Below are 24151 nucleotides of genomic sequence, written 5' to 3'. Positions count from 1 at the left end.
CTTCCGAATTAAAACGAAACTTCCGGGGCTTTTGCGGCTTTTTCTTCTGAGCGGAAATAAGCTTTTTTTGTAAAGCCGAACATTTTCGCTGTTAGAACTCCTGGAAATTTTTGAATTGCCTTGTTGTATTCGCTTACTGCATCGTTGTATCTTTTGCGTTCCGTGGAAATTCTGTTTTCAATTCCTTCAAGCTGGCTTTGCAAGTCAAGGAAATTTTCGTTTGCCTTCAGTTCCGGGTAGCTTTCCGTCAGAGCAAGAAGCCGTCCGATGCTTGCAGAAAAAGTGTTTTGCTCAGCCTGAAACTGCGCGAATTTTTCAGGATCGTCGGTTATGTCAACGTTTACAGTTCCACCGAGTTTTGACCGCGATTCAGCAATCTGTGTGAAAACGCTTTCTTCATGCGAAGCGTAGCCTTTTACAGTCGCCACAAGATTCGGAACTAAATCAGAGCGTTTCTGATATTGATTTTCTACGTTTGCCCACTGCTGCTCAACTGCTTCACGTTTGTCGATGAGTCCGTTGTATCCGCAGCTTGAAAATGCAAAAAGGCACAAAAAAACTGCCGCCAAAGTGTAAAAAGTTTTTCTCATAATATAGAAAACTACGCAAAAAACGCTTTTTGGTCAAGTTTAGCAATTTCTTTTATTCCGATATTGAATTTTTTACTATTTGAAAGTATCTTTATAAGAGCGTGTTTTTACGCTTTTTTATTTCACGGTACGAGGTTTGCTATGGCAACAATGAAATATGATTTTTCAGTGGAAAACTTGGGAGAATGCAAGGTAAAGTCTCCTATTGAACTTTCTTTGGAACACGGAAATTTCCGCGCCGCTTATGTTACAGACAATTCTTATGTTCGCCGTCAGGTGAATGTTTATAAAGGTGTTGAAGAGGATTGCGATGACAAAGCCAAGTTCATGGAAAAAGCAGGTCCTCGTGAATACATTTACTTCAATCCGGCTCATGTTACAGCGGGAATCTGCACTTGCGGTGGTCTTTGCCCTGGTCTTAACGATGTAATCCGCGCTGTTGTACGCTGTCTTTGGAATCGCTACGGTGTGCGCAGAATCAAGGGAATTCAGTTTGGCTACAAGGGATTCTTTGCAGAGCAGGGATATGACACAATCGACCTTAACCCGGACAACGTTGATGCAATCCATAAAATCGGCGGAACTTTCCTTGGAACTTCACGCGGAGGCGGAGACAGAACTTCTGACATTGTGGATTCTATTGAGCGCATGGGAATCAACATGATGTTTATCATCGGTGGTGACGGAACTCAGAGAGGCGCGCTTGATATTGCAAACGAAATCGACCGCCGCGGACTTAAAATTTCAGTTGTGGGAATTCCAAAGACTGTTGACAATGACCTTCAGTTTATTGACCGCTCGTTCGGATTTGAAACTGCTGTTCAGAAAGCAACTCAGGCTGTAAATTCAATCCACATGGAAGCGCATTCTCAGATTAACGGAATCGGTCTTGTAAAGCTTATGGGACGCGAGTCTGGATTTATTGCGACTGCGACTGCCCTTGCAAGCCACGAAGCCAACTTCTGTCTTATTCCGGAAGTTCCTTTTGACTTGGACGGACCTAACGGCTTGCTTGCTCATCTTGAAGCCCGCTTGAACGAACGCCATCACGCTGTAATTGTTGTTGCAGAAGGTGCTGGACAGGAGCTTTTGACTTCTACAAATCAGACTGACGCTTCTGGAAACAAAAAACTTGCTGACATTGGCGTTTATCTTCGCGACAGAATCACTGAATATTTCGCTTCAAAGAAAATCCATATCAACCTAAAATACATTGATCCTGGATACGAAGTTCGCGCGGCTGTTACAACTGCAAATGATTCTATTTACTGCGAGCGTCTTGGAAACAACGCGGTTCATGCGGCAATGGCAGGAAAAACAAAGATTGTTATCGGCCTTGTACATGACAAATATGTTCACATTCCGATTTCAATGGCAACTTTGAAGAGAAACATTGTTGACCCGGAAAGCTCATTGTGGCGCGACTGTCTGGATGCGACTTTGCAGCCTGTATATATGGTTAATAATATCAACACTGTTGTTGAAAAACTCAAGAAGGACGCTGACGAGGCAGAAGCAAAAGCGCTTGCCCGCCTTGAAAAAGTCAACGGAATGAAAAACAGCTAAATTAGATTTTGCTGAATAAACGGGCTGCCTGCAGGAACTGTAAAGTCTTGTAAGGCAGCTTGTTTTTTTTGACTTGCATAGAATAATATGCTATAAATGAAGAAGATTCTTTTTTTGCTGAATCTAAGGAGAACCACTATGGTAAAGAAAATAAAGCAGTTTGCTGCATTGGCAATGGCTTGCGCTTTTGCGGCTTCAGGACTTTTTGCAAAGCCTCTTACTGTAAAAGGTGTTGACGGCGAAGTTACAATTAATATTCCAGATGATGTTTATAATATGGTTTCTGGAAGAGTTGATGAAATCAACAATGCGTTGCTTGAAAATGGTGTTAAAAAAAGCCAGATAACTAATGCCGCTGACAAGGTAAATGAAGCTTATGTAAACATCAAAGATTACATTCCAACAGATTCTCCGTTTACTGTTGCGGAAAATGGACTTAACGACTTTTGCGATGATCTTGTAGATGTTGTTCCGAACTCGCAGACTCAGCAGAATGTTTATGCGGAAGCCTGGATTGGAAAGATTTTCCCGGGATTCCACTTTGGCGCTGGTGTTAATGCTGGAGTTTCAGCCCTTGACGTTTCTTCTCTTAAAGATGCTGCACTTGCGCTCGGTGTTGAGGATGTAAAAGATATAAACGACACGCTTGTTTTCCCGACAATTACTGTTGACGCGCGTCTTGGCGGAATAATTCTTCCGTTTGATATTGGCGTTACTGCAATGTCAATCGACACTTCAAAAATGGGCGCAATTGACGAATCTATTGATCCTGTTGCAATTGACTTCTTTACGGTTGGAGCCGACATCCGTTATGCGATTTTTGAGGGCGGATTTATGCGTCCAAAATGGTCTGTTGGAGCCGGATTCTATTATACAAAAGGCGGTGTTGATGTAGACGATGACAGCGCAAAAGCCAGCCTCGACTTTAAGTCTACAACATTCATGTTAAACACACAGGCTTCTATCAAGGTGCTTTGCTTTGTTCCGTTCATTGGAGGACGCGCCTTGTTCTCAAAGACTTCTGTTGACTGGAAGGTAAATGCTGACTGGGCAAGCATTATTGCAGAAGAAAGTGATACTTACTACGATGGTGTTCTTGACGCACTCACTTGGGGAATTCTTCCTAGCTCATTCAGCGGAAGTTCTTCAGGGTTCTCTGTTTATCCGCAGGTTTTTGGAGGAATCGGGCTTGACCTTCTGTTCCTGAACCTTACTGTAAGCGGAAGCTACGACATCGCCTCAAAGATTCCTTCTGCAGCGGTCAGCGTTCGTATTGCTTGGTAATATTTGACTGCTGGTTAAGTAGTTGTTTTTTAATTTGAAATAAAACTTAATAAATCACACAACAAAAAAGGCTGCCTGTTTTGGCAGCCTTTTTTCATGCTTTTGTGCTCCAAGCTATTTTTTCTGTTTTTTAAATGTCTGGATTCCTTCAATAACAAGAATTACTGCAAGAACCGCCATTGCCGCCGCGAATATAAGCTGGAACCAGTTTCCCCAGGCAAGAGCACCCTGCGCGCCTTGAACCATTGCCGCAATCTTTTTGTATACAGTAAGAACAAGGCTTGTCAAAGTCGCCGCAAGCATAAATGCCATAGGAATAAAGAACATTTTGTTGTTTTTTCCTGCTTGACCGAGCCAAGCCGCAACCGCCATGAGAGCAAGTCCTGCCAAAAGCTGGTTTGCCGCGCCAAAAAGTCCCCAAATCTGGCTGAGCTTAAGTCCGCCCAGAACGCTTCCGATTACAACCATTGAAATTGTTCCAAAGAACGGATTGGCAAGAACCTTGCGGATTCCCTTTGCGTCCTTCCAAGAAAATTCTCCGTCTTTAAGGAAAAGCTCGCTGAACATAAACCGGCTTAATCTTGTTCCTGTGTCAAGCGAAGTAAGGGCGAATACAGAAACTGCAAGTGTAAGAAGCGCGTTTATTGTGTTGTAAATTCCGCTTCCTTCTTCACCGAAAAGCGTCGCGATTCCAGCACCGAATGCCGCAGAAGGAGAGCCGAATTTTCCTTGCTTCCACTGGCTCCAGATAACGCCTACAGAAATAAGTGCGATTATTCCAAGCGCGGATTCAATAAGCATTGAGCCGTATCCGATTGGCTTTGCGTTTTTTTCGTTGTCAAGCTGTTTTGAAGTTGTTCCTGTTGCAATCAGCGAGTGGAATCCAGAGCAGGCTCCGCAAGCTACTGTTATAAAAAGCGTCGGGAAAAGGAATCCTGCTTGTGTTTTCCAACCCGTGAATGCCGGAATTGAAAATGCGATTGCAGAGTTTCCTTTGAACGCGTTGAAGAAAATTCCTGCAAGGGCAACAAGCATCATGGCGTAAAGCAGGAAGCTTGAAAGATAGTCGCGCGGCTGAAGCATAATCCACACTGGAACAAGAGAAGCCACTGCTATGTAAACTCCGACAAAAACAATCCAAGCGTTGCGGCTCATTGCGAATCCTACGTTAAGCCCGATTATTGTAACAATCACAATTCCGATTATTCCAAGAATTGTAGCCGGAAGCGTTTTAAGTCCGCATTTGTTTGTAATGATTCCGTAGATAATGGCAAGCACAATGAATAAAACTGAAATCATTGCTGTTGTCTGGTTGTTTGTCGGATTTGAAACAAGCCCGAACATTACAGGACTTCCTGCCACGGTAAAGAATGTTCCCGCAACAACGTTTACAAACGAGGCGATTACAAGAATCAGAACAAGAAGCGCAAAAATGATAAAGAGTTTTTTTGCCTTTGCTCCCATTGTGTCGTTGATGATTTCGCCTACGGATTTTCCCTTGTGCCTTATTGAAGCAAACAGTGAGCCAAAGTCCTGAACTCCGCCGAAGAAAATTCCTCCGATTATGCACCACAAAAATACTGGAACCCATCCGAAAACCGCCGCCTGTATTGGTCCGTTGATTGGTCCTGCTCCTGCGATAGAAGAGTAGTGGTGTCCCATAAGAACTGCCGGTTTTGCCGCCACGTAGTCAACTCCGTCTGGTGTTTCCTGCGCCGGTGTTTTTTTCGCCGGATCAATTCCCCATTGTTTTGCAAGCCACGAACCGTAAAAAACGTATCCGCAGAAAAGCAGAACAAGCGCCGCTAAAATAATCAGTAAAGCAGCCATCTCTTGTGCCTCCAAAAAAATATAAATGTGAATGAGTTTTGAAGCCCACTCAAAATTTGCTTAAAAGTTACAGCGGCATTTTAGAAAAAATACTGCGCAAATTTCTTCCGTGCCAGTTGAACCAAGTTTTTCTTTCTGAAAGATCGTAAACAATCAGACTGAAGCTGCTCCAGCCAAAAAATGAAAGCTTGTACGACTTGTGCAACTTGATTTTTTTTGCTTCCTTGGCTGCGTCTTTTTCAACTGAACCGGCAATGACAATCAGGCTTATGTCTGAATTTTTGTGACCGCAAAAAGGCTTTACTTTTGAAAGCCCGTCTGCCCAGGCCGAAATTGAAAGTTCCTTGAGTTTTTGCAATGAAAGTTTTTCTTCAAGCGCAAAGTAGACATATTCATTTGAATCCACCTCTGCAATTCTTGCCGACTTTGTTAAAAAATACTGTTCCTCGTGCGAATGGAATTCCGCAGTCGCGCAAAAAGTTCCGCCTGGATTTTTTGAAACATCGTAGTATTTTTTATATGAAAGCAAAACGTTTTCAAGGCAGCTTTCTGTTGTCAATTCTGAAGCCTCGTTAAAGAAATTTCAGTATTTATTATATATCGGCTTGTAAAATGTTGCAACAAATTTTTGAATTTTTACTTTTCAAAACATTTAATATAGTTTAATATTATTTAAGTTTTTTCTTGATTTCTGGGGTTACAAATTAAAAAATCAAGAAACAGGGGTTGTTTATATGGAATACAGTATTAAAAATGCTTATTGTAAACGTGTTTGGGATGACATTTCTGTTCGCTATGCAGATCAGGGTCATTTTCTTCAGGCTGCTGGACTTGTTCTTGAAGCAATTTCTCCTGCGGTAGACAAAATGCCTGAGCTGGAGCAGTATGCTGTTCTTGAGCGTTTCGTAGAGCCAGAAAGAATTGTAATGTTCCGTGTTCCTTGGACTGACGATGCAGGAAAGCCTCATGTAAACCGCGGATTCCGTGTTCAGTTTAACAGCGCAATCGGACCTTATAAAGGAGGTTTGCGTTTTTCTCCGGAAGTAGGACTTGATGTTTTGAAATTCCTCGGATTTGAGCAGGTTCTTAAGAATTCCCTTACAACTCTTCCAATGGGCGGCGGAAAAGGCGGTTCAGATTTTGACGGCCACGGAAAATCAGACGCTGAAATTATGAGATTCTGCCAGTCATTTATCACAGAGCTTTATCGTCATATTGGCGCAGACACAGACGTTCCTGCTGGAGACAAAGGTGTAGGCGGAAAAGAAGTTGCCTATATGTTCGGCCAGTACAAGAGAATTACAAACCAGTACACTGGAGTTCTTACAGGAAAAGGACTTTCATTCGGCGGTTCTCTTGCCCGCACAGAAGCTACAGGCTACGGACTTATTTACTTTGTTGAATGCATGCTTGCAAAAAAAGGCCAGGACTTCAAAGGAAAGACAGCTATTATTTCTGGAGACGGAAACGTTGCCCAGTACGCTGCTGAAAAGCTTCTTCAGCTCGGCGGAAAGCCAATCACTTTGTCTGATTCAACTGGCTATATTCTTGATGAAGACGGAATCACTGCTGAAAAACTTGCCTATGTAAAAGAATTCCGCGCACGCAAAGAAAAAGTTGACGCTTATGTAAAGAAATTTCCTAACGCAAAATTCTTCAAAGGTGAAAAGCCTTGGGGCGTAAAAGCTGACCTTGCCTTGCCTTGCGCAACTCAGGATGAAATTTATCTTGAAGATGCAAAGAAACTTGTTGCAAACGGATGTATGCTCGTTGCAGAAGGCGCAAATATGCCTACACGTGCGGAAGCCATAAAGTATTTCCAGGAAAACAAAGTTATGTTCGCTCCTGGAAAAGCTGCAAACGCCGGCGGTGTTGCGGTATCCGGACTTGAAATGAGCCAGAACTCAGAGCGTCTTTCTTGGACATTTGAAGAAGTTGACTCTAAGCTTAAGCAGATTATGACAAACATCCACGACAACGCTTATGAAACTGCAAAAAAATACGCTACAGAAGGCGACTATGTTGCAGGCGCTAACATTGCAGGATTTGTAAAAGTTGCAAACGCAATGGTTGCCCAGGGATTGGTTTAATTTAACTGTCATTCCTGTGCTATGACACGGGAATCTGTCGCTGGTTTTTAGCTAGCTATTCAAAGGCTGCTCTTTAGGCTGAATTCATTTAGCTTAAAGGGCAGTTTTTTTTGTTTAGAATTTGACAGCAAGAGTTGCTTCATTTATATTGAAGTAAGGAAAGTAAGGAGATTTTCTATGGAACTTGCAAAAGTAACATCAAAAGGTCAGATAACAATTCCTCTTATGATAAGAAATTTGCTTCAATTGAAAACCGGCGACAAAGTGTATTTTGAAGAAAAAAAAGGAAAAGTTTATATTGCAAATGCATCACAAATAGCTTTGGCGAATGCGCAAAATCAAATGCAGGGCGAAGCTGAAAAAGCAGGTTTTCAAACAGAAGAAGATGTTGTTGCCTACATTAAAGAATTAAGGAAAACTAGGTGAGAGTTTTTGTTGATACAAATGTCATAATCTCGGCAATGCTTTTTCCAAGCGGAAAAGTTGCAAGAGTTTTTTCTCATCTGCTTGAAAAACATGCAGTTGTAATTTCTTCCTATACAAAAGAAGAATGTAATGAAGTCTTTGAAAAGAAATTCCCTGAAAAATTAAAACAGCTTGAAATCTTCTTTGACGGAATAAATTTTGAAGAATTTACAACGCCAAATAAAATTGATGAAAATAAATATCCAAAAATCAGAGATGTAAAAGATTTGCCAGTTCTTGACTCTGCAATTTTGTCTGATTCGGATATTTTATTGACTGGCGACAAGGATTTTGAAGATTTAAAAATCGATAAGCTGTTGATTTTTTCTCCTACAAGATATTTTGAGTTGATAGATAAATAAATTTTTACTTTCAGCAGCTTTTTATGCATGGAAAATTTGCTTTTTTGCAAAGGTTTTCAATTTCCTGCCAATTTTTTTCTTTTATGAGTTTTTCGGGGCACATCCAGCTTCCGCCCACCGCGCCAACATTTTTGCATGAAAGATAGCTTGAAAAATTTTCGCCGTTTATTCCGCCCGTTGGAATGAAAACTGTTTGCGGAAAAGGTCCTGCCAGCGATTTTAGGAATTTTGTTCCGCCCATTACTTCCGCAGGGAAAAGCTTTAAAAAATTCAGTCCGGCTTCTAATGCCTGCTCAATTTCGCCCGGTGTGCAAACTCCAGGGAAAAAAGGAACTTCATGCTCAACGCACCATTTTACGGTTTTTGGATTGAATCCCGGGGAAACAAGAAAATCCGCGCCAGCATTTTGCGCTTTTTGTGCGAGGCTTGCGTTTATTACAGTTCCGGCTCCCACAAGAATATGCGGAAATTCTTTTTTTATTGATTCTATGCAGCCAGCGATTTTTTCTAGCCCGGTTTCGCCGTCGTTTGTTCTGAACGTTATTTCAACAGCTTTCATTCCGCCGTTTGTGAGCGCGCGTGCAAGTTCTATTGCGTCTTCTTTTTCCTGAATTTTTACGACCGGAATGATTTTTGCATTTTTGATTTTTTCTGCGGTTTGTTCAAACATGAAAATAAGTATTGCATAAAAAAAAAGAGGGCGCAAGAAAAACTTCTGGAAACGTTATTATTTTTGTAAGAAAATTACAAAGAATTTATAAAAAAAGTTTGACAAATCGAATCGACACGTGTATACTTTTTCGTGTTGAGCAACCGATTTTTCTTGTTTTATAAGAATTGTTGGTGTAAACTTTAAGCATTGCAGAACTTTTTGCTTTGCATTGTTTAATAAAATAATTTGGAAACGTTTTTATGGAAAGGTCCGCTTCTGTTGTTACAATTTCGGATATTGCCCAGGAACTTGGAGTTTCAAAGTCTACAGTGTCCCGAGTTATAAACTGCAAGGGGCGGATTGGCGCGGAAACCCGGCGGCGCGTAATGGAAAAAGTTCAGTCGTGCAACTATGTTCCTAATCCGATGGCAAAAGGACTTGTTCTGCGACAGACTTTCAATATTGGCGTTGTGATTCCAAAAAATGAAGAGGACAATCCGTTTTTTCAGAATTGCCTCGTTGGAATTTCTGAATCTGTTTACAAGGCTGGCTATGATGCGCTGATTGTTGTTCAGGGCGGCGGAGATATTACTCCGTTAAGGCGGCTTGTTATAAATAGAAAAGTTGACGGCGTTATTTTGACCCGTCTTGAAGAAAAAGATGAATCCGTGGACTTCTTGAAAAAAGAAGGGATTCCGTTTATTGTAATGGGCACGTCCGGGGACAATGAGTTTTGCCATGTTGGAAGCGACCAGATTTCTGGCTGCTACGAAATGACAAAGTTTATGATAAGCCGTGGATGTGAAAAAGTTGCTGTTCTTGCGGGCGACAGCAAAAACAGCGTGAACACATTCCGCTTTGAAGGATTTAAGAGAGGACTTGCTTCTTCTGGAATTTCCTTGGACGGCTGCGTTGTTCATTGGAATCTGGAATGCCAGAAAGATGTTTTTTCTGTTTTGCCGGATATTATGAAGGAAAATCCGCAGTGTCTTGTCTGCATGGATGACATTATCTGCGTCTATGTGCTTAAATGGCTCAAGCAGAATGACTATGAAGTGCCGGCGGACATTCAGGTGATTTCGTTTTACGACAGTCAGGTTTTGGAGAACAATACGCCTCCAATTACGGCATTGAATGTAAACGTTTCAAATCTTACAAAGAAGGCAGGAAGTCTTCTTGTGGATATGATAGAAGGAAAAAAAGTTCCAAGCCACACAAAAGTCGGTTACGAGCTTAGAATAAGGGAATCTTTCCGCTGATTTGCGGTTGGAATATAAAAGCTTCATTGTTTATAATAGGAGGACAAAATGAAGAAAGGTGTTATTGCAGCTGTAGCTGTAGTATCTGCAGGTTTGCTCGCATTTACAGGATGCAGCAAGAAAGCTAAAAAGTCTGAAAAAATAACTCTTACTGTATGGGAGTCTCTTTTAGGACCAGATGAATTCATTAAACAGGCTGGAGCTAAATACACAGAGTCTCATCCAAATGTAGAAATCAAATTCGTAAATGTAGAGCTTGGCGATTCAACAGGACAGATTGCCCTTGACGGACCAGCTGGAGTTGGCGCAGACCTTTTTGCTGCTCCACATGATAAGCTTGGCGAACTTGTTAACGGCGGACACGTTGCTCCAACAGAAAACGCTGACGTTGTTGCAAAAGAAGTTCTTGGCGCTTGTTCAAAGGCTCTTACTTACGAAGGAAAAATGTATGGCTACCCAGTAAGCGCAGAAACTTATGCTTTGTTCTACAACAAGGATCTTATTGCTGAAAAAGATGTTCCAAAGACTTGGGATGACCTTGCAAAATGGGCTATTGAATTCAACAAAAAGAATCCAGACAAGCGTGGATTTGTAATGGATGTAGGAAACGCATACTATTCAATTGTATTCACAACAGAAAACGGAAACCGCATCTTCGGTTCAACTGGAGCTGACACTTCTACAACATATCTTAACAACGATGATGCTGTAAACGGAATGAAATTCTTCCAGTCACTCAGAAACGCTCTTGATGTTCCTGCTGCTGATCTTTCAACTGGAGTTTGCGACGCTGCATTCCAGGGCGGACAGGCTGCAATGCACATTACTGGACCTTGGAACGTAAAGAACTTTGTTGACGCTAAATTGAACTTTGGTGTTGCGCCACTTCCTTCACTTCCTGGAGACACAGTTCCGGCAGCTTCATTCTCTGGAACACGCGCTATGTTTGTAAGCTCATACTCTGATCATCCGGAAGAAGCAGCTGACTTTGCTCAGTTCCTTATCAGCCCGGCTATGCAGCAGCTCAGATTCGACATCACTGGAGCTATGCCAGCAATCAACGTAAAAGTTTCAAGCGAATACATTGGCGGATTCCTCAATCAGCTTGACTATGCATTCCCAATGCCTTCTGTTCCACAGATGTCTGCTTTCTGGGATGCTCTTGGAAACGCTTCAAAGAACATTTGGAACGGTGCAGATGTTAAGAAAGAACTTGACGCTTGCAACGCTACAATCCTTGGAATGTAATTTAGCTTTCTTGCTATTGTAAACTAAGCCTATGGGCTGCCCAGAATTATCGAAAAGAATTTTTTGCGGCAGCCCTTTGTTTTCTTGCAAAATTTAAAAACAGTTTTATAAAAGACGGCGCATTTTTTGTCTGCCTTTTTAAGCACTTTTTGTGCTTTACACTGATTTTGGGTTTGTCCAAACCGTAAAAACGGATGAGTCAAGGCCTTGAGTTTAAGCGTGTCTTGACCAGACGTATTCAATTGCGAGGTGTCTTATGCGGATAGAGTCCGATGGAAGTTCTGCAAAAAAGGTAAAAGTTGCATCTTTATGCTTCATGGGATTATCCCATATTATTTACCTTAAACAATATGTCAAAGGCGCTCTTTTTGCTGCCCTTGAAGTTCTTTTTCTTGCTTTTCTGCCAGTTACTTGCAGAAAGATTTTTGATTTGATTACTCTTGGCGAGCCTCAGCCTGATATTCCGGTTAAGCTTCGCAATAACTCTATGTTTATGCTTATCGACGGAATTCTTATTCTTTCGATAATCGCACTTTTTGTGGCGGCTTACGTAATTTCAGTAAGAAGCGCAAAAAAATCTTATGAAGAATACTGCAGGACAAAGAGATTCGTTTCTCAAAAGTCCTCTTTGGAAGAAGTTGGCAACAAGGCGTTCCCTATAACTGGACTTGCTCCTTGTGTAATTATGCTTCTTGTTTTTGTTGTTGTTCCGCTTCTCTTTAGCGTTGCGGTTGCTTTTACAAACTATTCTGCTCCAAACAACATTCCTCCTAAAAATACTGTAGACTGGGTTGGATTCCAGAACTTCAAGGCTCTCCTTTTCGGCGGAACAAACTGGTCAGCTGGTTTTGCACGCATCGCAATTTGGACACTTGTTTGGGCTGTGGCTTCAACTTTTACCTGCTACTTTGGCGGACTTTTGGTTGCCGTTCATTTGAATGAAAGCGGAATCAAAATTGCTCCAGTGTTCAGGTTTATATTTATCTTGCCTTATGCAGTTCCAGCCGTAATCACAATGATTCTGTGGCGTCAGATGCTCAACGGAACTTTCGGAATTGTAAACAGAACTCTTATTGCCCTTGGAATTCTTGAGCAGGGAAGCACAATTCCTTGGCTTGGAGATGCGACACTGGCAAAAATAATGTGTGTCGTAATCAACCTTTGGGCTGGATTCGGCTACTTTATGATGCTTTCTATGGGAACGATGACCGCGATTTCCAAGGATTTGTACGAAGCTGCAAAGATTGACGGTGCGAACGGACCTCAGATTCTTCGCCACATTACAATGCCGCTTGTTCTTTATCAGACAATGCCTTTGATTATTATGAGCTTTACGCACAATATCAACAACTTCGGAATTATCTTCTTCTTGACAGGCGGAGATCCGACAGTTGCAGATTCCACAACCACAATGGCGGGCGGAACTGATATTCTTGTTACTTGGATTTACAAGCTTACAATTACAATGCTTAGATACAACTACGCTTCTGTTATCGCAGTACTTATCTTCGTTGTTCTTGCGCCGTTTGCTATTTATCAGTTCAGAAATACCAAGGCTTATAAGGAAGGTGAAGTATGAAAAATTACCGCTCATTCAAGACAGTCAGCACAACTTTTTCTTATCTGATTTTTATACTGATTTCTCTTATTGTTTTTTATCCGCTTGTTTATGTTGTCGCCGCCGCTTTCGCTCCCGGAAACGGAATTGCAAACATGAATATTGTTCCATTCAAGGACGGATTCACGCTCAAGCACTTCAAGTATCTGTTTTTTGAAACCCAGTACTGGCTGTGGTTCAAGAACACATTCATTATCGCCCTTTGGACAACACTTCTTACCGTTGTGATTTCCTCATTGAGCGCTTATGTTTTTTCACGCTTTAAGTTCGTCTTTAAGCACACTCTTTTGATGAGCATGCTGATTCTTCAGATTTTCCCTTCATTTGTAGGAATGATTGCAATCTATGTAATCTTGAACCGTATCGGCGGACTTGATACTTTGTGGGGACTGGTGCTTGTTTATGTTGCCGGCGGAATTCCGTACAACACTTGGATGGTAAAAAGCTACATGGACACAGTAAGCAAGAACCTTGACGAAGCCGCAAGAATTGACGGAGCAAGCCACTTTAGAATTTTTGGAACAATCATTCTTCCTGTTACAAAGCCGATTATCACATTCTTGGGAATCTCAAGTTTTACAGGACCATGGATGGACTTTATCTTCCCAAAGATGGTTTTAAGAAGCCCTGAAAAACAAACACTTGCGTTGGGCTTGTTCTCTTTTGTTTCTGATAAAAAGAATGAGTTCACAAACTTCGCAGCAGGTTCTTTGGTAATCTGTATTCCGTTCGTAATCTTCTTCCTGTTCACACAGAAAGCAATGATGATGAGTATGGGAACAGCAGCTGTAAAAGAGTGACCCTCGAAAAAAAACAAAAAACTGTGAGCAGGAGCGAACAGTTTTTTGTTTTTTAACCAACATTAAGCCGCAAGGCTTAATGCCACCGAGAAAAAAACGACTGTGAGCAAGAGCGAACAGTTTTTTGTAATCTTTTTATTCCCCGGCTAGACTGGGGAATTTTTTTTGCCCATTGTTGCCTAAAGTAAAAAATCTTCCATATTGCTAAAGATTATGATATTGCCATTTGAAATACAACTTTTTGGGAATATAATCAAGATAATTTATAACTTTTTGGGAATATAATCCTGAATAGTGGGAAAAATTGCAATGTCAAAGCAGCCATTTAACTGTCATTCCCTTGCTTGACAAGGGAATCTGTTAAAATGTTTATAACACAAGATTGCTAACCGAGTTTGCTATGCAAACATCGCGGTGTCATGCACGGCAATGACTGTGTTCGGGCAATATAGTTGCTTTATTTTTCGTCTACGTAGTTGCCACCGTAAGGACTTGCGCTTGTGGCTTCGATTCCGCCGTTGATTACAAAGTCTTTGAATTTCAGCTCGCTTTCACTGAATTCTTTTTTGCAGCCTATGGCAAAGTTGCGCAAGTTTACAGTCATAAGCCTGTTGTGGGCATACATTTTTCCGTTCTTTTTGCCGTCATAATCAGGCAGGACAAAATTTGCGCCGCAGTCTGCAATTACAAGTTCCTTTGGGCGGATTGCGACAATTTTAAGCGGTCCGTAGAAGTACGAATTGCGCTCTTCATATTCTGGAATATACGCTTCAATTGAAGTCCATTTTTTTACAGCATTTTTTGTATCTTCGCCAGTTGCGCTGATTGTCCTATGAGAATCCGTCCAGCCATAAACTTTATAAGTTGACAAGTCCGAAGACAAAAGAACAAGCGCGCCGCGGCTGTATACCGTTCCGCCGTCAGTAACCGAAGTGTTGTTAAATCCTTCTGTTTCGGACTCTACGCCAACAGAGCGCACAAGGACAGCCACAGTTCCATCTTCAAGAACCGCCAAGTCTGTTATTGTGCCAGAAACACCAATAGTTGGAAGTTGGATTCTATTTTGCTCTGTTAATTTTAAATTTTCATCTTTTGTAAAATATATGATATTTGAATCAGAATCATTATATCCTGAATCATTATATTCTATATATATAAGGTAAAGTTTATTTTCTTGAACCGCAAAATTTAAAAAGCTTTCACCTTGTGAGGCACTAAAATTACCGAAAGCTTCTGTATTGTAACTATTGTCAGAATTTTGCAAACAGAATTGCCATTGAAGAATTTTTTTTTCAAGACCAATCCAATATGTATTTGTTGTATTGTCATAATAAAGAGGATTTTTTATAAGATTTGATGTGTTGCTAATCTGTAAAACAGATTCATTGTCCTTATATAAATTGCTGTCTTTTATATGGTAGATTTGTCCGTTGTTGTCTTCCACGGTATTGTATGAAGTTTCAAAGCTAATGCTCTTAGATGATTTTTGCGATGTTTTGTAGTCGTAGATGTGCTTGTTGTTTTCGTAATCTGTAAGAATCATGTACTGTGAATAATACGCGGTTTGTCCCTCAAGAATCATTGTAATATTGCATTCGGAAGTTTCGCCGGCACTTACGGTAATTTTTGTACTTCCGCTGCCTTCAAGGATGTTTTCGTCTGTATTCCAGGCTTCCGCTGTGGCTGTGTATTTTCCAGGCTCAAGGTCGCCAAACTCTATTACCCCCCCCACAGTTCCTTCTTCGGTTTGGTCAAAGTCGTCATTATAAAGGCGCACAATGAATTTGTCGGCGTTATTTTTGCTGTAAGTATATGTGGCGCGCTCGCTTCCCGGCAAGGCAACACGCACAGAGCCGTTTTCGCCAGAGCCAGAGCTCATGTTCATGCACGAAATGAATGCGAATAAAAATGCTGGTAAAATAGAAAAAATTAGCTTTTTCATAAAGATTCCTCCAATAAAAAGTCAATGAGAAAGTTTCAACTTTCGATTTGATTTTTTACGCAATTTCGCAACGAAGTGAGAATTTGCAGTTGATAACAAGTTTGTAGCACAAACTTGAAAAGATAAAAACTGACACTATTTTCGGCAGTTTTTATCTTACCTCCTTGTTAGAGATTCCCGTGTCGCTGCACGGGAATGACAGTTTATTATAATTATGATTCAAAATATTCTATTTGTCAGCATTTGAGGGCATTTTTTTTTAACTTTTTTATTGCGCAATCTGTTGCTCACTTTTTGTTTTGTGAGGTTTTGTTATAAAAATTTTCCTAGATTTTTTGAAACTTCCGTGTTATCATTTTATAAAATCAACACGTGTAAATATCAACGATTGGAGAAAAACATGACTTCATATTCTTTTGATAATAAAAGCCTTTTTAAGGGCGAAAAAAGATGGTTTCCGATTATGGGCGAAATCCATTATTCACGCTACCCGGACAGCGGCTGGAAAGAGGCTCTTTTAAAAATGAAAGAGGGCGGCGTGGACATTGTAAGTTCCTACGTAATTTGGATTCATCACGAGGAAATTGAAAATCAGTTTGACTGGACAGGCTGGCGCAATCTTCGGAAATTTGTTCAAACTATAAAAGAATGCGGGCTTTCAATGATTCTGCGCATCGGACCTTGGAGCCATGCGGAAGTTCGCCACGGAGGATTCCCGGACTGGCTTCTTGCAAAATGCCCTGACGCGCGCAACACAAACGACGAAAAATATTTTGCGGAAGTTGAAAAATTCTACAAGGCGATTTATGAGCAGGTAAAAGGCTTGCTTTTAAAAGACGGCGGTCCGATTATCGGAGTTCAGATTGAAAATGAATTCGGTCATTGCGGCGGACTTACAGGCGAGGCTGGAGAAGCCCACATGAAGCGTCTTGAAAAAATGGCGCGTAAAATTGGCTTTGATGTTCCTTTGTACACTGCGACTGGCTGGGGCGGTGCTGTTACTGCCGGACTTTTGCCTGTTATGGGCGGCTACTGCGAAGCTCCGTGGGATCCGCGCATTACAGAAATTGAGCCGAGCGGAAACTATGTGTTCACTTACGAGCGCAACGACCACGCGATTGGCTGCGACTTTGGGCTTGGCGAAGGAATCACATTCGATATGACAAAGTATCCGTATCTTACTGCGGAGCTTGGCGGCGGACTTCAAGTTACTTTAAAGCGTCGTCCGATTGCACAGCCAAAAGACATTGGCGCGATGAGCCTTGCAAAAATGGGAAGCGGATGCAATCTTCTTGGCTATTATATGTATCATGGCGGACAGAACCCGGAAGGAAAGCTTACAACTCTTGAAGAAAATATTGCGACTGGCTCTTTGAACGACATGAGCATAAAGAACTACGACTTCCGCGCGCCTTTGGGAGAGTACGGGCTTCCAAACGGAACTTACGGCGAAATAAAATTGTATTCACTTTTTGCGCATGATTTTGGAGAATTTCTTGCTTCCACGGAAACTGACTTGCCTGAATCAAATTCTGTTACGCCGGAAAACTTTTCTGACTTGCGCACAAGCTGGCGTTACAGGGAATGCGAAAAATGCGGAAAGAAACGCGGCTTTGTCTTTGTAAACAACTATCAGCGCAGAAGAAAAATGGCTGAGCATAAAAATGTTGTGCTTGCTTCCACAGAAAAAAGCGGCGCGGACATTAAGTTTCCGGCAATCGATGTTGCGGACAAAGACTTTTTCTTTTTGCCGTTCAACATGAAAATTGCGGATGGACTTTTAAAGACTTCGCTTGCAACTCCGCTTTGTGTTTTAAATAATCAACGCAAGGCTTACGTTTTTTATTCGGCGGCAAAACCTGCTGGCTCTTTGGCTGAAAAAAATTCCAGCGTTTGTTCTGCAAAGGACGCTTCCGCTTCTCTTTATCAGTTTGAGGGCGAAGCGCCTGACTGCGACATTGTAACTCTTTCACGGGAAGATGCGCTGAATGCTCACAAAGTTTTTGCAAACGGAAAAGAATATCTTGTTGTGACGGATTCAGTTTTGTTCCAAGATTGCGAAGCCGGAAAAACAAAACTTGAATTTCAGGACTGCAAGAAAATTTCATTCAAGGCGTTCCCGGAATTTGAAAAAGTTCCAGAAGGATTTTCATCAAAAAAATGCGGCTGCGGATTCACAATCTACACTTGCGAACAGGAAGAAGCGGAAGCTCCAAAAGTTTCGTGCCAGAAAATTTCAGAAAATGAAAAAACTGCGGTCTATAAAATTTCCGTGGAAAGCTGGCAGAACGGACTTGACGATTTGTTTATTGACATTGGATATGCCGGAAACTGCGCGCGCCTTTACGAAAACGGAAAGCTCATTGACGACGGAATTTTTGTTGGCGAAAATTATCCTTGGAGCATCGGGCTTAAACGCTACGGAAAAAATGCGCACGACTTTACACTTGAAATTGATGCGCTCAAAAAAGACGCTCCGATTTTCATAGAAGAGTGGCCGGACTTTGCAGGTCAGGATTCGCTCAAAAAAGTCAACGGAATAAAGGCGAGAGCTTTTGTAAAAGTTTCTGCCCAGCTTTAAGATTGGACGGTTTTAAAATTCGTCTGATTTTTTAAAGCGCTTAAAATTAGTCCTCCTTCATCATTCCCGGATTTGCTTTTTGGTCATTGTGGCAAGTCTGGGGATGATTTTTTTTACCTCAATTCTCAGTGCATTTTCAGTCAAAACTCACTGAGATTTCACTCAAAAGTCAGTGAGTTTTCGTTTAAAAGTCAGTGAGTTTTGACCCAAGCCTCACTGACTTTTGACCTGTTTTTTATATGCGGGTGGAAAGCAAACTCTATTTTTCCCCTTCATTGCAAATTATCATTATATAAACTACAATTGGGCATATGGCAAAGACTGTAGACGATAAGAAAATTATTTACACAATGGATCGGGTTTCCCGCGCTTACGGGACTAAAGTTGTTCTTAAAGACATAAGCATTTCATATTATTACGGAGCAAAAATCGGCGTTATTGGTGAAAACGGCGCCGGTAAGTCTTCTTTATTTAAAATTCTTGCGGGCGTTGACAACGATTTTACAGGCGAAACTCATCTGCTTCCTGGATTCACAATGGGATACTTGGAGCAGGAGCCGCAGCTTGAAGCAGGCAAGACTGTAAAAGAAATTGTAATGGAAGGCGTAAAGCCGATTACAGATTTGCTTGCTGAATTCGACAAAGTGAACGAGGCGTTTGGAGACCCTGACGCTGACTTTGATAAGCTTTGCGCAAGACAGGCGGAGCTTCAGGAAAAACTTGATGCCGCGGACGCTTGGAATTTGGACACAAACCTTGAGCTTGCAATGGACGCATTAAGATGTCCTCCAGCTGATCAAGTTGTGGACGTGCTTTCTGGAGGTGAACGCCGCCGTGTTGCTTTGTGCCGCCTTCTTCTTCAGCAGCCGGATATTCTGCTTTTGGACGAACCTACTAACCACCTTGACGCAGAAACTGTCGCCTGGCTTGAACGCCACCTTCGTGACTACAAGGGCACAATCATTGCGATTACTCACGACCGCTACTTCCTTGACAATGTTGCCGGCTGGATTCTTGAAATGGACAGAGGCGAAGGCTATCCGTTTAAAGGAAACTATTCTGAATGGCTTGAGGCAAAAGAAAAGCGTCTTGAGCAGGAAGAAAAGCAGGCTTCAGTCCGTCAGCGCGAAATGAAAGAAGAGCTTGAATGGATTCACGCAGGCGCAAAAGGTCGTCAGGCAAAGCACAAGGAGCATATCACAAAGTACGAGCAGCTTTTGGCGGAAGAGCAGAAGCGTGTTCAGCTTAAGGACAGCCAGATTTCAATTCCGGCAGGACCTCGTCTTGGAAGCCTTGTAATTGAAGCGAACGGACTTACAAAATCATTCGGCGATAAACTGCTTTTTGAAAATCTTGACTTTGCAATTCCGGCTGGTGCTGTTGTTGGTGTTGTAGGACCGAACGGAGCAGGAAAAACTACTTTGTTCAAAATGCTTGCAAAGGCTGCCACCGGCGAAGGTGAAGAAACTCCGGATTCCGGCACGATAAAAGTCGGCGACACAGTAAAGCTTGTGTACGTGGATCAGATGAGAAGCAAGCTTGACCCGAACAAGACTGTGCTTGAGCTTCTTTCTGGAGGAGCTGACCTTATAAAGCTTGGCGCGGTTGATGAAAAAGGACGGCCTGTAAACGGAGCGTTGCGCGAAGTGAATGCCCATGCGTATTGCTCTTGGTTCAACTTTAACGGCGCGGAGCAGAACAAGAAAATCAGCGTGCTTTCCGGCGGAGAAAAAAACAGGCTGAACATGGGGCTTATGTTCAAGGAAGCGGGAAACGTTTTGCTTTTGGACGAGCCTACAAACGACCTTGACATTTCTACAACACGCTCGCTTGAAGAGGCAATCAACAGTTTTGCTGGCTGTGTTCTTGTAATAAGCCACGACCGCTACTTCCTTGACCGTATCTGCACTCACATTCTTGCGTTTGAAAACAACAGCGAAGTCAAATGGTTCGAAGGCAACTGGAGCGAATACGTAGAATGGAAGAAAAACGTTCTTGGCATTGACGACGACCATCCTCACAAGACCATGTACCGCAAGCTCACAAGGTAAATGTAGAATTGTAAAAAAAAAGGATGCCCAGCGAGGCATCCTTTTTTTTGTGTCATAAAACCAATGCGATGTTATTTGCTAGGCGGATTGTTGCCGCGGTTTCCACCGCTTGGGTTTCCTGTTGTTGAAGGCATTCTTCCACCTTCTCCTGCGTGGCTGTTGCCTGGTTTTACAGTTGTCTTTCCCATTTTTATGCTCCTTTAAAATGAATTTCAGTAGTTGTATATTTTTGGTTTTGAATATTTTTATTAGTTTTTTGGAACTATAGATGTAATTGTTATTGTGCCAGGATACCAGATATGTTTCTCTGAAGCTGTATCTCTATCTTGTGTTTCTATTATAGTTCCGACTGAAAGATATCCTTTAAATTCACATATCGCATTATCAATATCGGTATTGTACATAGTTTTACTAAGTTTTCCCTCTTGACTGAATTGCGCCGGAGTCCTCGTTTCTTCTGTTAAAATCACACCTTGAATTTCTTTCGAGCTATCTAGCTTATATATTCCGTAATAGATTTTAACATCTTGCTCTGGTGTTTTGAAATAATCGTTTATATTATCAGAATTAACATTAAAACTTTCTTTTAGTTCTGCTGATGTCATTACAAAAGCATCATGCCCATAACCGTATCCAGCATTTGTCATTTTGTTTATATCTTCAGTAGTGTAAATTCCATCATTATTTTTATCAGCAAAAGCGTAAGCAAATTTATATTTTCTGGCTAATCCTCTAGAAATAGAGTTTATATTTAATGAACCGTATTCGTTCTTTAAATTTTCAGCTAACTCAATTTTATGTGAATTTTGCAAACCATCTCCGTTAGGAAAGATACCTGAAGCTTCAGTTTTAGATGGAAATTCTGATGCTTGATGTTCTACAGATCCTCCATCATCGCAACCTGCAAATGCAGCCAGCATAAACATGCTTGCAAAAATAATGCTAAGTTTTTTCAAAGTTTTCATAAAATAACTCCTTGTTAATTTTGTTACCCTATCTTACCCCCCCCCGGCACTTTGTCAAGAGATTTGTTTGCTTTTTAGAGATTTTATTTATTGCATAGGTTAACCTAATTAACTTGTTAAAGTAAGTTAATTAAGTTAATATTTAAGCATGAATGACATAGAAGAACTTAGGAAAAAAATAGAATCTCTTCCATCTGGCGGAATTACGGCAAAAACGATAAAAGGAAAAAAATATCTTTATTATCAGTGGACAGAAAACGGCAGGCAATTTTCGCGGACTGTAAAAGAAAAAGAAGCCGAGCTTTTAAAGGCTCAAATAGAAGAGAGAAAACTTTTGCAGGAAAAATTAAAGGTGATTAAGAATTCTAAAATTCATGTTTTTTCGGCAAAGATTGAAAAAGATAATATCTATAATTGTGATGTTAGAATTGGAGAGTCTCTAAAAACTTTTGCGTCATCTGTAAGTTCTTATAAAAAACGTTATATATATGAAGGCATAAAAAATTTTATATACAATGAAACGCATGATAAGGTGTTTATTCTTTATGGCTTGCGAAGAACTGGAAAAACTACTTTAATCCGTCAGATTGTTTATAATATGCTGGAAGATAATTTTTCTAAATCAGTTTTTATTCAGATAAATTCAAATAATACGCTTTCTGATGTAAACAAGGATTTAAAAGCGCTGGAAGCTAAAGGCTATAAATATGTCTTTATTGATGAAGTTACACTGATGGAAGATTTTATTGATGGAGCTGCGCTTTTTTCTGATGTTTTTGCTGCTAGTGGAATGAAGATAGTTCTTTCTGGAACAGATTCTCTTGGTTTTATTTTTTCTGAAGATGAGCAGCTTTATGATCGATGCATTCTTTTGCATACAACATTTATTCCGTTCCGAGAGTTTTATGATATTCTTGGAATTCAAAGTATTGATGAATATATTAAATACGGCGGCACAATGAGCCGTAGCGGTGAAAATTATAGTAATTCAATTTTTGGTACAAAGCAGAGTACTGATGAATATGTAAATACTGCAATTGCCAGAAACATACAGCATTCGCTTAAAAATTATCAATATGAAGATCATTTTAGAAATCTTTATGAGCTATATGAAAAACATGAGCTGACAAATGTAATCAATAGAATTGTAGAAGATATGAATCATCGTTTTACTATTGATGTTTTGACGCGCGATTTTAAATCCCATGATTTTGGCTTGGCGCAAAGAAATGTCCGTAATGACAGAAATAATCCTACAGATATTCTTGATACTGTTAATAAACCGAAGCTGATAAAAAATCTTATGAAGGCTTTGGAAATTTTAAATAAAGAAAATCAGACTGTGGAAATAAAGGATGTTCATCGCAAGGAAATTAAAGAATACTTGGATATGCTGGATTTGACTTGTGATATTCCTGTTGTTTCTATGGCTGATTTGAACAATAGGGCTTTTTTAACCGTTTTTAGTCAGCCGGGCTTGCGTTATTCGCAGGCGGAATCTCTTGTAAAAAGTCTTATGATGGATGACGTTTTTAAAAATATTTCCGCAATTGATAGAAAAAGAGTTACAGATAAAATTCTTGACGATGTAAAAGGTCGTATTCTTGAGGAAATTGTTTTGCTGGAAACTAAAAAAGCTAACCCTGAAAAAGATATTTTTAAGCTTAAGTTTGCTGTAGGTGAATTTGATATGGTTGTCTATGATTCTGAAAATGTTAACTGTAAAATATATGAGATTAAGCACAGCAAAGAAATTTCCAAAGAACAGTACCATCATCTTGTCGATACAAAAAAATGTGAACAGACAGAATTTCGCTATGGTAAGATTTTGAGCAAGGTAGTTTTATATAGAGGAAAAAACTTAGAAACAGAAGAGGGGATTTTGTATAGAAATGTGGAGGAATATCTTTTAGAACTTGGCAAACATTAAAACTGTCCTTATAAATCCCATTGAAACAACTTTATGTGTAGTTTATAATCTGCCAAGATTTTTTATGCGAGGTTTATATGGCAAAGCTTCCTTCTTGCGCTCTTGATGTAAAGCTTATTGCGCTTGACTTGGACGACACTCTTTTGGATTCAAATCGGAAAATCAGCGACAAAAATGTGCAGGTGCTGCAGGAATGCGCTCGCCGCGGAATTTATGTTGTGCTTTGCTCTGGGCGCGCGGAAGATGGAATTCTGCCTTTTGTGCGCAGACTGGACATTGCTGGCAGTGAGTTCGGAAAATTCATAATTGCAATAAACGGTTGCAGCGTTTTTGATATGCACGAGAGAAGGCAGATTTACACTTGCAGCGTTGATTCTTCTGTTCTTTTAAAGGCTAATTCCGAAGCTGAAAAAATGGGGCTTAGAAGCGAAGTTTATTCCCCGGACACAATTTTCTATGCGGAGAAAACTTCTTGGACGCGCAAGGACGTTGATATGTGCGGCTTGAAAGGCAAAGTCATAGACGACTACGAAACTTTCCTGCGTGAAAAAAAATTTCCCAAGATGCTTGTTCCGGGCGAGCCTGAAACTCTTCAAGTGCTGCAAAAAAAACTCAAGGAAGAGCTTGGAGATTCCGCCGTTATTTTTACAAGCAAACCGTACTTTCTTGAAATCCTTCCGCCGAACTGCGGAAAAGGCGAATCGATCAACTGGCTTGCTGACTACATTGGAATTCCGCGCTCATCTACAATGGGATTCGGAGACAGCATGAACGATGAAAGCATGATTGTAAAATGCGGCTACGGCGTGTGCATGAGCAATGGAATTGACTACATAAAAAACGCCGCTGACTTTATCACAGAAAAAGATAACGACTCAAGCGGCGTTGGCGACTTTATAGAAAAATATGTTTTGTAGC

At 40.9% G+C, this 24151-nt stretch carries 19 protein-coding genes; 13 read left to right on the top strand and 6 right to left on the bottom strand.

The annotated features are described in order from the left end of the window. Positions 1 to 8: 8 nt before the first annotated feature. On the bottom strand, positions 9 to 590 hold the full coding sequence (locus Q0H92_RS10245; protein WP_296014676.1) for a LemA family protein: 582 nt from the start codon (positions 588 to 590) through the stop codon (positions 9 to 11). A 141-nt stretch (positions 591 to 731) separates the two neighbouring features. On the opposite strand from Q0H92_RS10245, the gene Q0H92_RS10240 reads away from it, so the two are divergent. Both Q0H92_RS10240 and Q0H92_RS10235 read left to right on the top strand, forming a co-directional pair. Then, positions 732 to 2156 carry an ATP-dependent 6-phosphofructokinase gene (locus Q0H92_RS10240; protein ID WP_295795808.1) on the top strand — a complete coding sequence of 475 codons (1425 nt, stop codon included), beginning with the start codon at positions 732 to 734 and terminating at the stop codon, positions 2154 to 2156. Positions 2157 to 2294: 138 nt separating this feature from the next. After that, the gene (locus Q0H92_RS10235) at positions 2295 to 3440 is read left to right on the top strand and encodes a hypothetical protein (RefSeq protein WP_296014675.1); all 1146 of its coding nucleotides are present in this window, start codon (positions 2295 to 2297) and stop codon (positions 3438 to 3440) included. Between the two features lie 114 nt (positions 3441 to 3554). On the opposite strand, the gene Q0H92_RS10230 is transcribed toward Q0H92_RS10235, so the two are convergent. Beyond that, on the bottom strand, positions 3555 to 5270 hold the full coding sequence (locus tag Q0H92_RS10230; protein WP_296014671.1) for a carbon starvation CstA family protein: 1716 nt from the start codon (positions 5268 to 5270) through the stop codon (positions 3555 to 3557). A gap of 67 nt (positions 5271 to 5337) precedes the next feature. Continuing rightward, positions 5338 to 5829, bottom strand: coding sequence for a hypothetical protein (locus tag Q0H92_RS10225; protein WP_296014667.1), 492 nt, complete (start codon positions 5827 to 5829; stop codon positions 5338 to 5340). Between the two features lie 175 nt (positions 5830 to 6004). Here Q0H92_RS10225 and gdhA point away from each other — a divergent pair, with 175 nt between their 5' ends. The 3 genes from gdhA (at position 6005) to Q0H92_RS10210 (ending at position 8187) form a co-directional block, all read left to right on the top strand. Continuing rightward, positions 6005 to 7360, top strand: a complete 1356-nt coding sequence (gene gdhA, locus Q0H92_RS10220; RefSeq protein WP_295799466.1) for an NADP-specific glutamate dehydrogenase — start codon at positions 6005 to 6007, stop codon at positions 7358 to 7360. 177 nt (positions 7361 to 7537) lie between these two features. After that, positions 7538 to 7786 (top strand): AbrB/MazE/SpoVT family DNA-binding domain-containing protein, encoded by a 249-nt coding sequence (locus Q0H92_RS10215; RefSeq protein ID WP_296014665.1) that lies wholly within the window; start codon positions 7538 to 7540, stop codon positions 7784 to 7786. Then, positions 7783 to 8187: a putative toxin-antitoxin system toxin component, PIN family gene (locus Q0H92_RS10210; RefSeq protein ID WP_296014663.1), complete on the top strand. Its 405-nt coding sequence runs from the start codon at positions 7783 to 7785 to the stop codon at positions 8185 to 8187. Before Q0H92_RS10215 ends, Q0H92_RS10210 begins: the two co-directional genes overlap by 4 nt. A 10-nt stretch (positions 8188 to 8197) precedes the next feature. Here the strand turns inward: Q0H92_RS10210 and eda are convergent, their stop codons facing one another. After that, positions 8198 to 8857: a bifunctional 4-hydroxy-2-oxoglutarate aldolase/2-dehydro-3-deoxy-phosphogluconate aldolase gene (eda, locus tag Q0H92_RS10205; RefSeq protein ID WP_296014661.1), complete on the bottom strand. Its 660-nt coding sequence runs from the start codon at positions 8855 to 8857 to the stop codon at positions 8198 to 8200. Positions 8858 to 9099: 242 nt separating this feature from the next. On the opposite strand from eda, the gene Q0H92_RS10200 reads away from it, so the two are divergent. The 4 genes from Q0H92_RS10200 to Q0H92_RS10185 all read left to right on the top strand — a co-directional run bounded on the left by Q0H92_RS10200 (position 9100) and on the right by Q0H92_RS10185 (position 13764). Continuing rightward, positions 9100 to 10098 (top strand): LacI family DNA-binding transcriptional regulator, encoded by a 999-nt coding sequence (locus Q0H92_RS10200; RefSeq protein ID WP_296014660.1) that lies wholly within the window; start codon positions 9100 to 9102, stop codon positions 10096 to 10098. 48 nt (positions 10099 to 10146) lie between these two features. Continuing rightward, entirely contained in the window at positions 10147 to 11346 is a 1200-nt protein-coding gene (locus Q0H92_RS10195; protein ID WP_296014657.1) for a maltose ABC transporter substrate-binding protein, read from the top strand. A gap of 256 nt (positions 11347 to 11602) precedes the next feature. Then, positions 11603 to 12925 (top strand): sugar ABC transporter permease, encoded by a 1323-nt coding sequence (locus tag Q0H92_RS10190; RefSeq protein WP_296014656.1) that lies wholly within the window; start codon positions 11603 to 11605, stop codon positions 12923 to 12925. Then, positions 12922 to 13764, top strand: a complete 843-nt coding sequence (locus tag Q0H92_RS10185) for a sugar ABC transporter permease (RefSeq protein WP_294016886.1) — start codon at positions 12922 to 12924, stop codon at positions 13762 to 13764. The genes Q0H92_RS10190 and Q0H92_RS10185 overlap by 4 nt, the downstream gene beginning before the upstream one ends. A 457-nt stretch (positions 13765 to 14221) precedes the next feature. Here the strand turns inward: Q0H92_RS10185 and Q0H92_RS10180 are convergent, their stop codons facing one another. Continuing rightward, entirely contained in the window at positions 14222 to 15706 is a 1485-nt protein-coding gene (locus tag Q0H92_RS10180) for a hypothetical protein (RefSeq protein ID WP_296014653.1), read from the bottom strand. Between the two features lie 400 nt (positions 15707 to 16106). On the opposite strand from Q0H92_RS10180, the gene Q0H92_RS10175 reads away from it, so the two are divergent. Both Q0H92_RS10175 and ettA read left to right on the top strand, forming a co-directional pair. Further along, on the top strand, positions 16107 to 18287 hold the full coding sequence (locus tag Q0H92_RS10175; RefSeq protein WP_296014652.1) for a beta-galactosidase: 2181 nt from the start codon (positions 16107 to 16109) through the stop codon (positions 18285 to 18287). A 311-nt stretch (positions 18288 to 18598) separates the two neighbouring features. Then, positions 18599 to 20338: an energy-dependent translational throttle protein EttA gene (gene ettA / locus Q0H92_RS10170; RefSeq protein ID WP_296014650.1), complete on the top strand. Its 1740-nt coding sequence runs from the start codon at positions 18599 to 18601 to the stop codon at positions 20336 to 20338. 248 nt (positions 20339 to 20586) lie between these two features. On the opposite strand, the gene Q0H92_RS10165 is transcribed toward ettA, so the two are convergent. Then, entirely contained in the window at positions 20587 to 21303 is a 717-nt protein-coding gene (locus Q0H92_RS10165; protein WP_296014648.1) for a hypothetical protein, read from the bottom strand. A gap of 334 nt (positions 21304 to 21637) precedes the next feature. Between Q0H92_RS10165 and Q0H92_RS10160 the strand changes: the two genes are divergently transcribed. Together Q0H92_RS10160 and Q0H92_RS10155 are read left to right on the top strand one after the other, a co-directional pair. Beyond that, positions 21638 to 23233, top strand: a complete 1596-nt coding sequence (locus tag Q0H92_RS10160) for an AAA family ATPase (RefSeq protein ID WP_296014647.1) — start codon at positions 21638 to 21640, stop codon at positions 23231 to 23233. Between the two features lie 77 nt (positions 23234 to 23310). Next, positions 23311 to 24150, top strand: coding sequence for a Cof-type HAD-IIB family hydrolase (locus Q0H92_RS10155; RefSeq protein ID WP_296014645.1), 840 nt, complete (start codon positions 23311 to 23313; stop codon positions 24148 to 24150). Position 24151 lies beyond the last annotated feature (1 nt).

This window comes from uncultured Treponema sp., from assembly GCF_934725225.1.
Classification (GTDB): domain Bacteria; phylum Spirochaetota; class Spirochaetia; order Treponematales; family Treponemataceae; genus Treponema_D.
The sequence above is the reverse complement of the archived record's forward strand: the minus strand, read 5'-3'. Positions and strand labels throughout refer to the sequence as shown.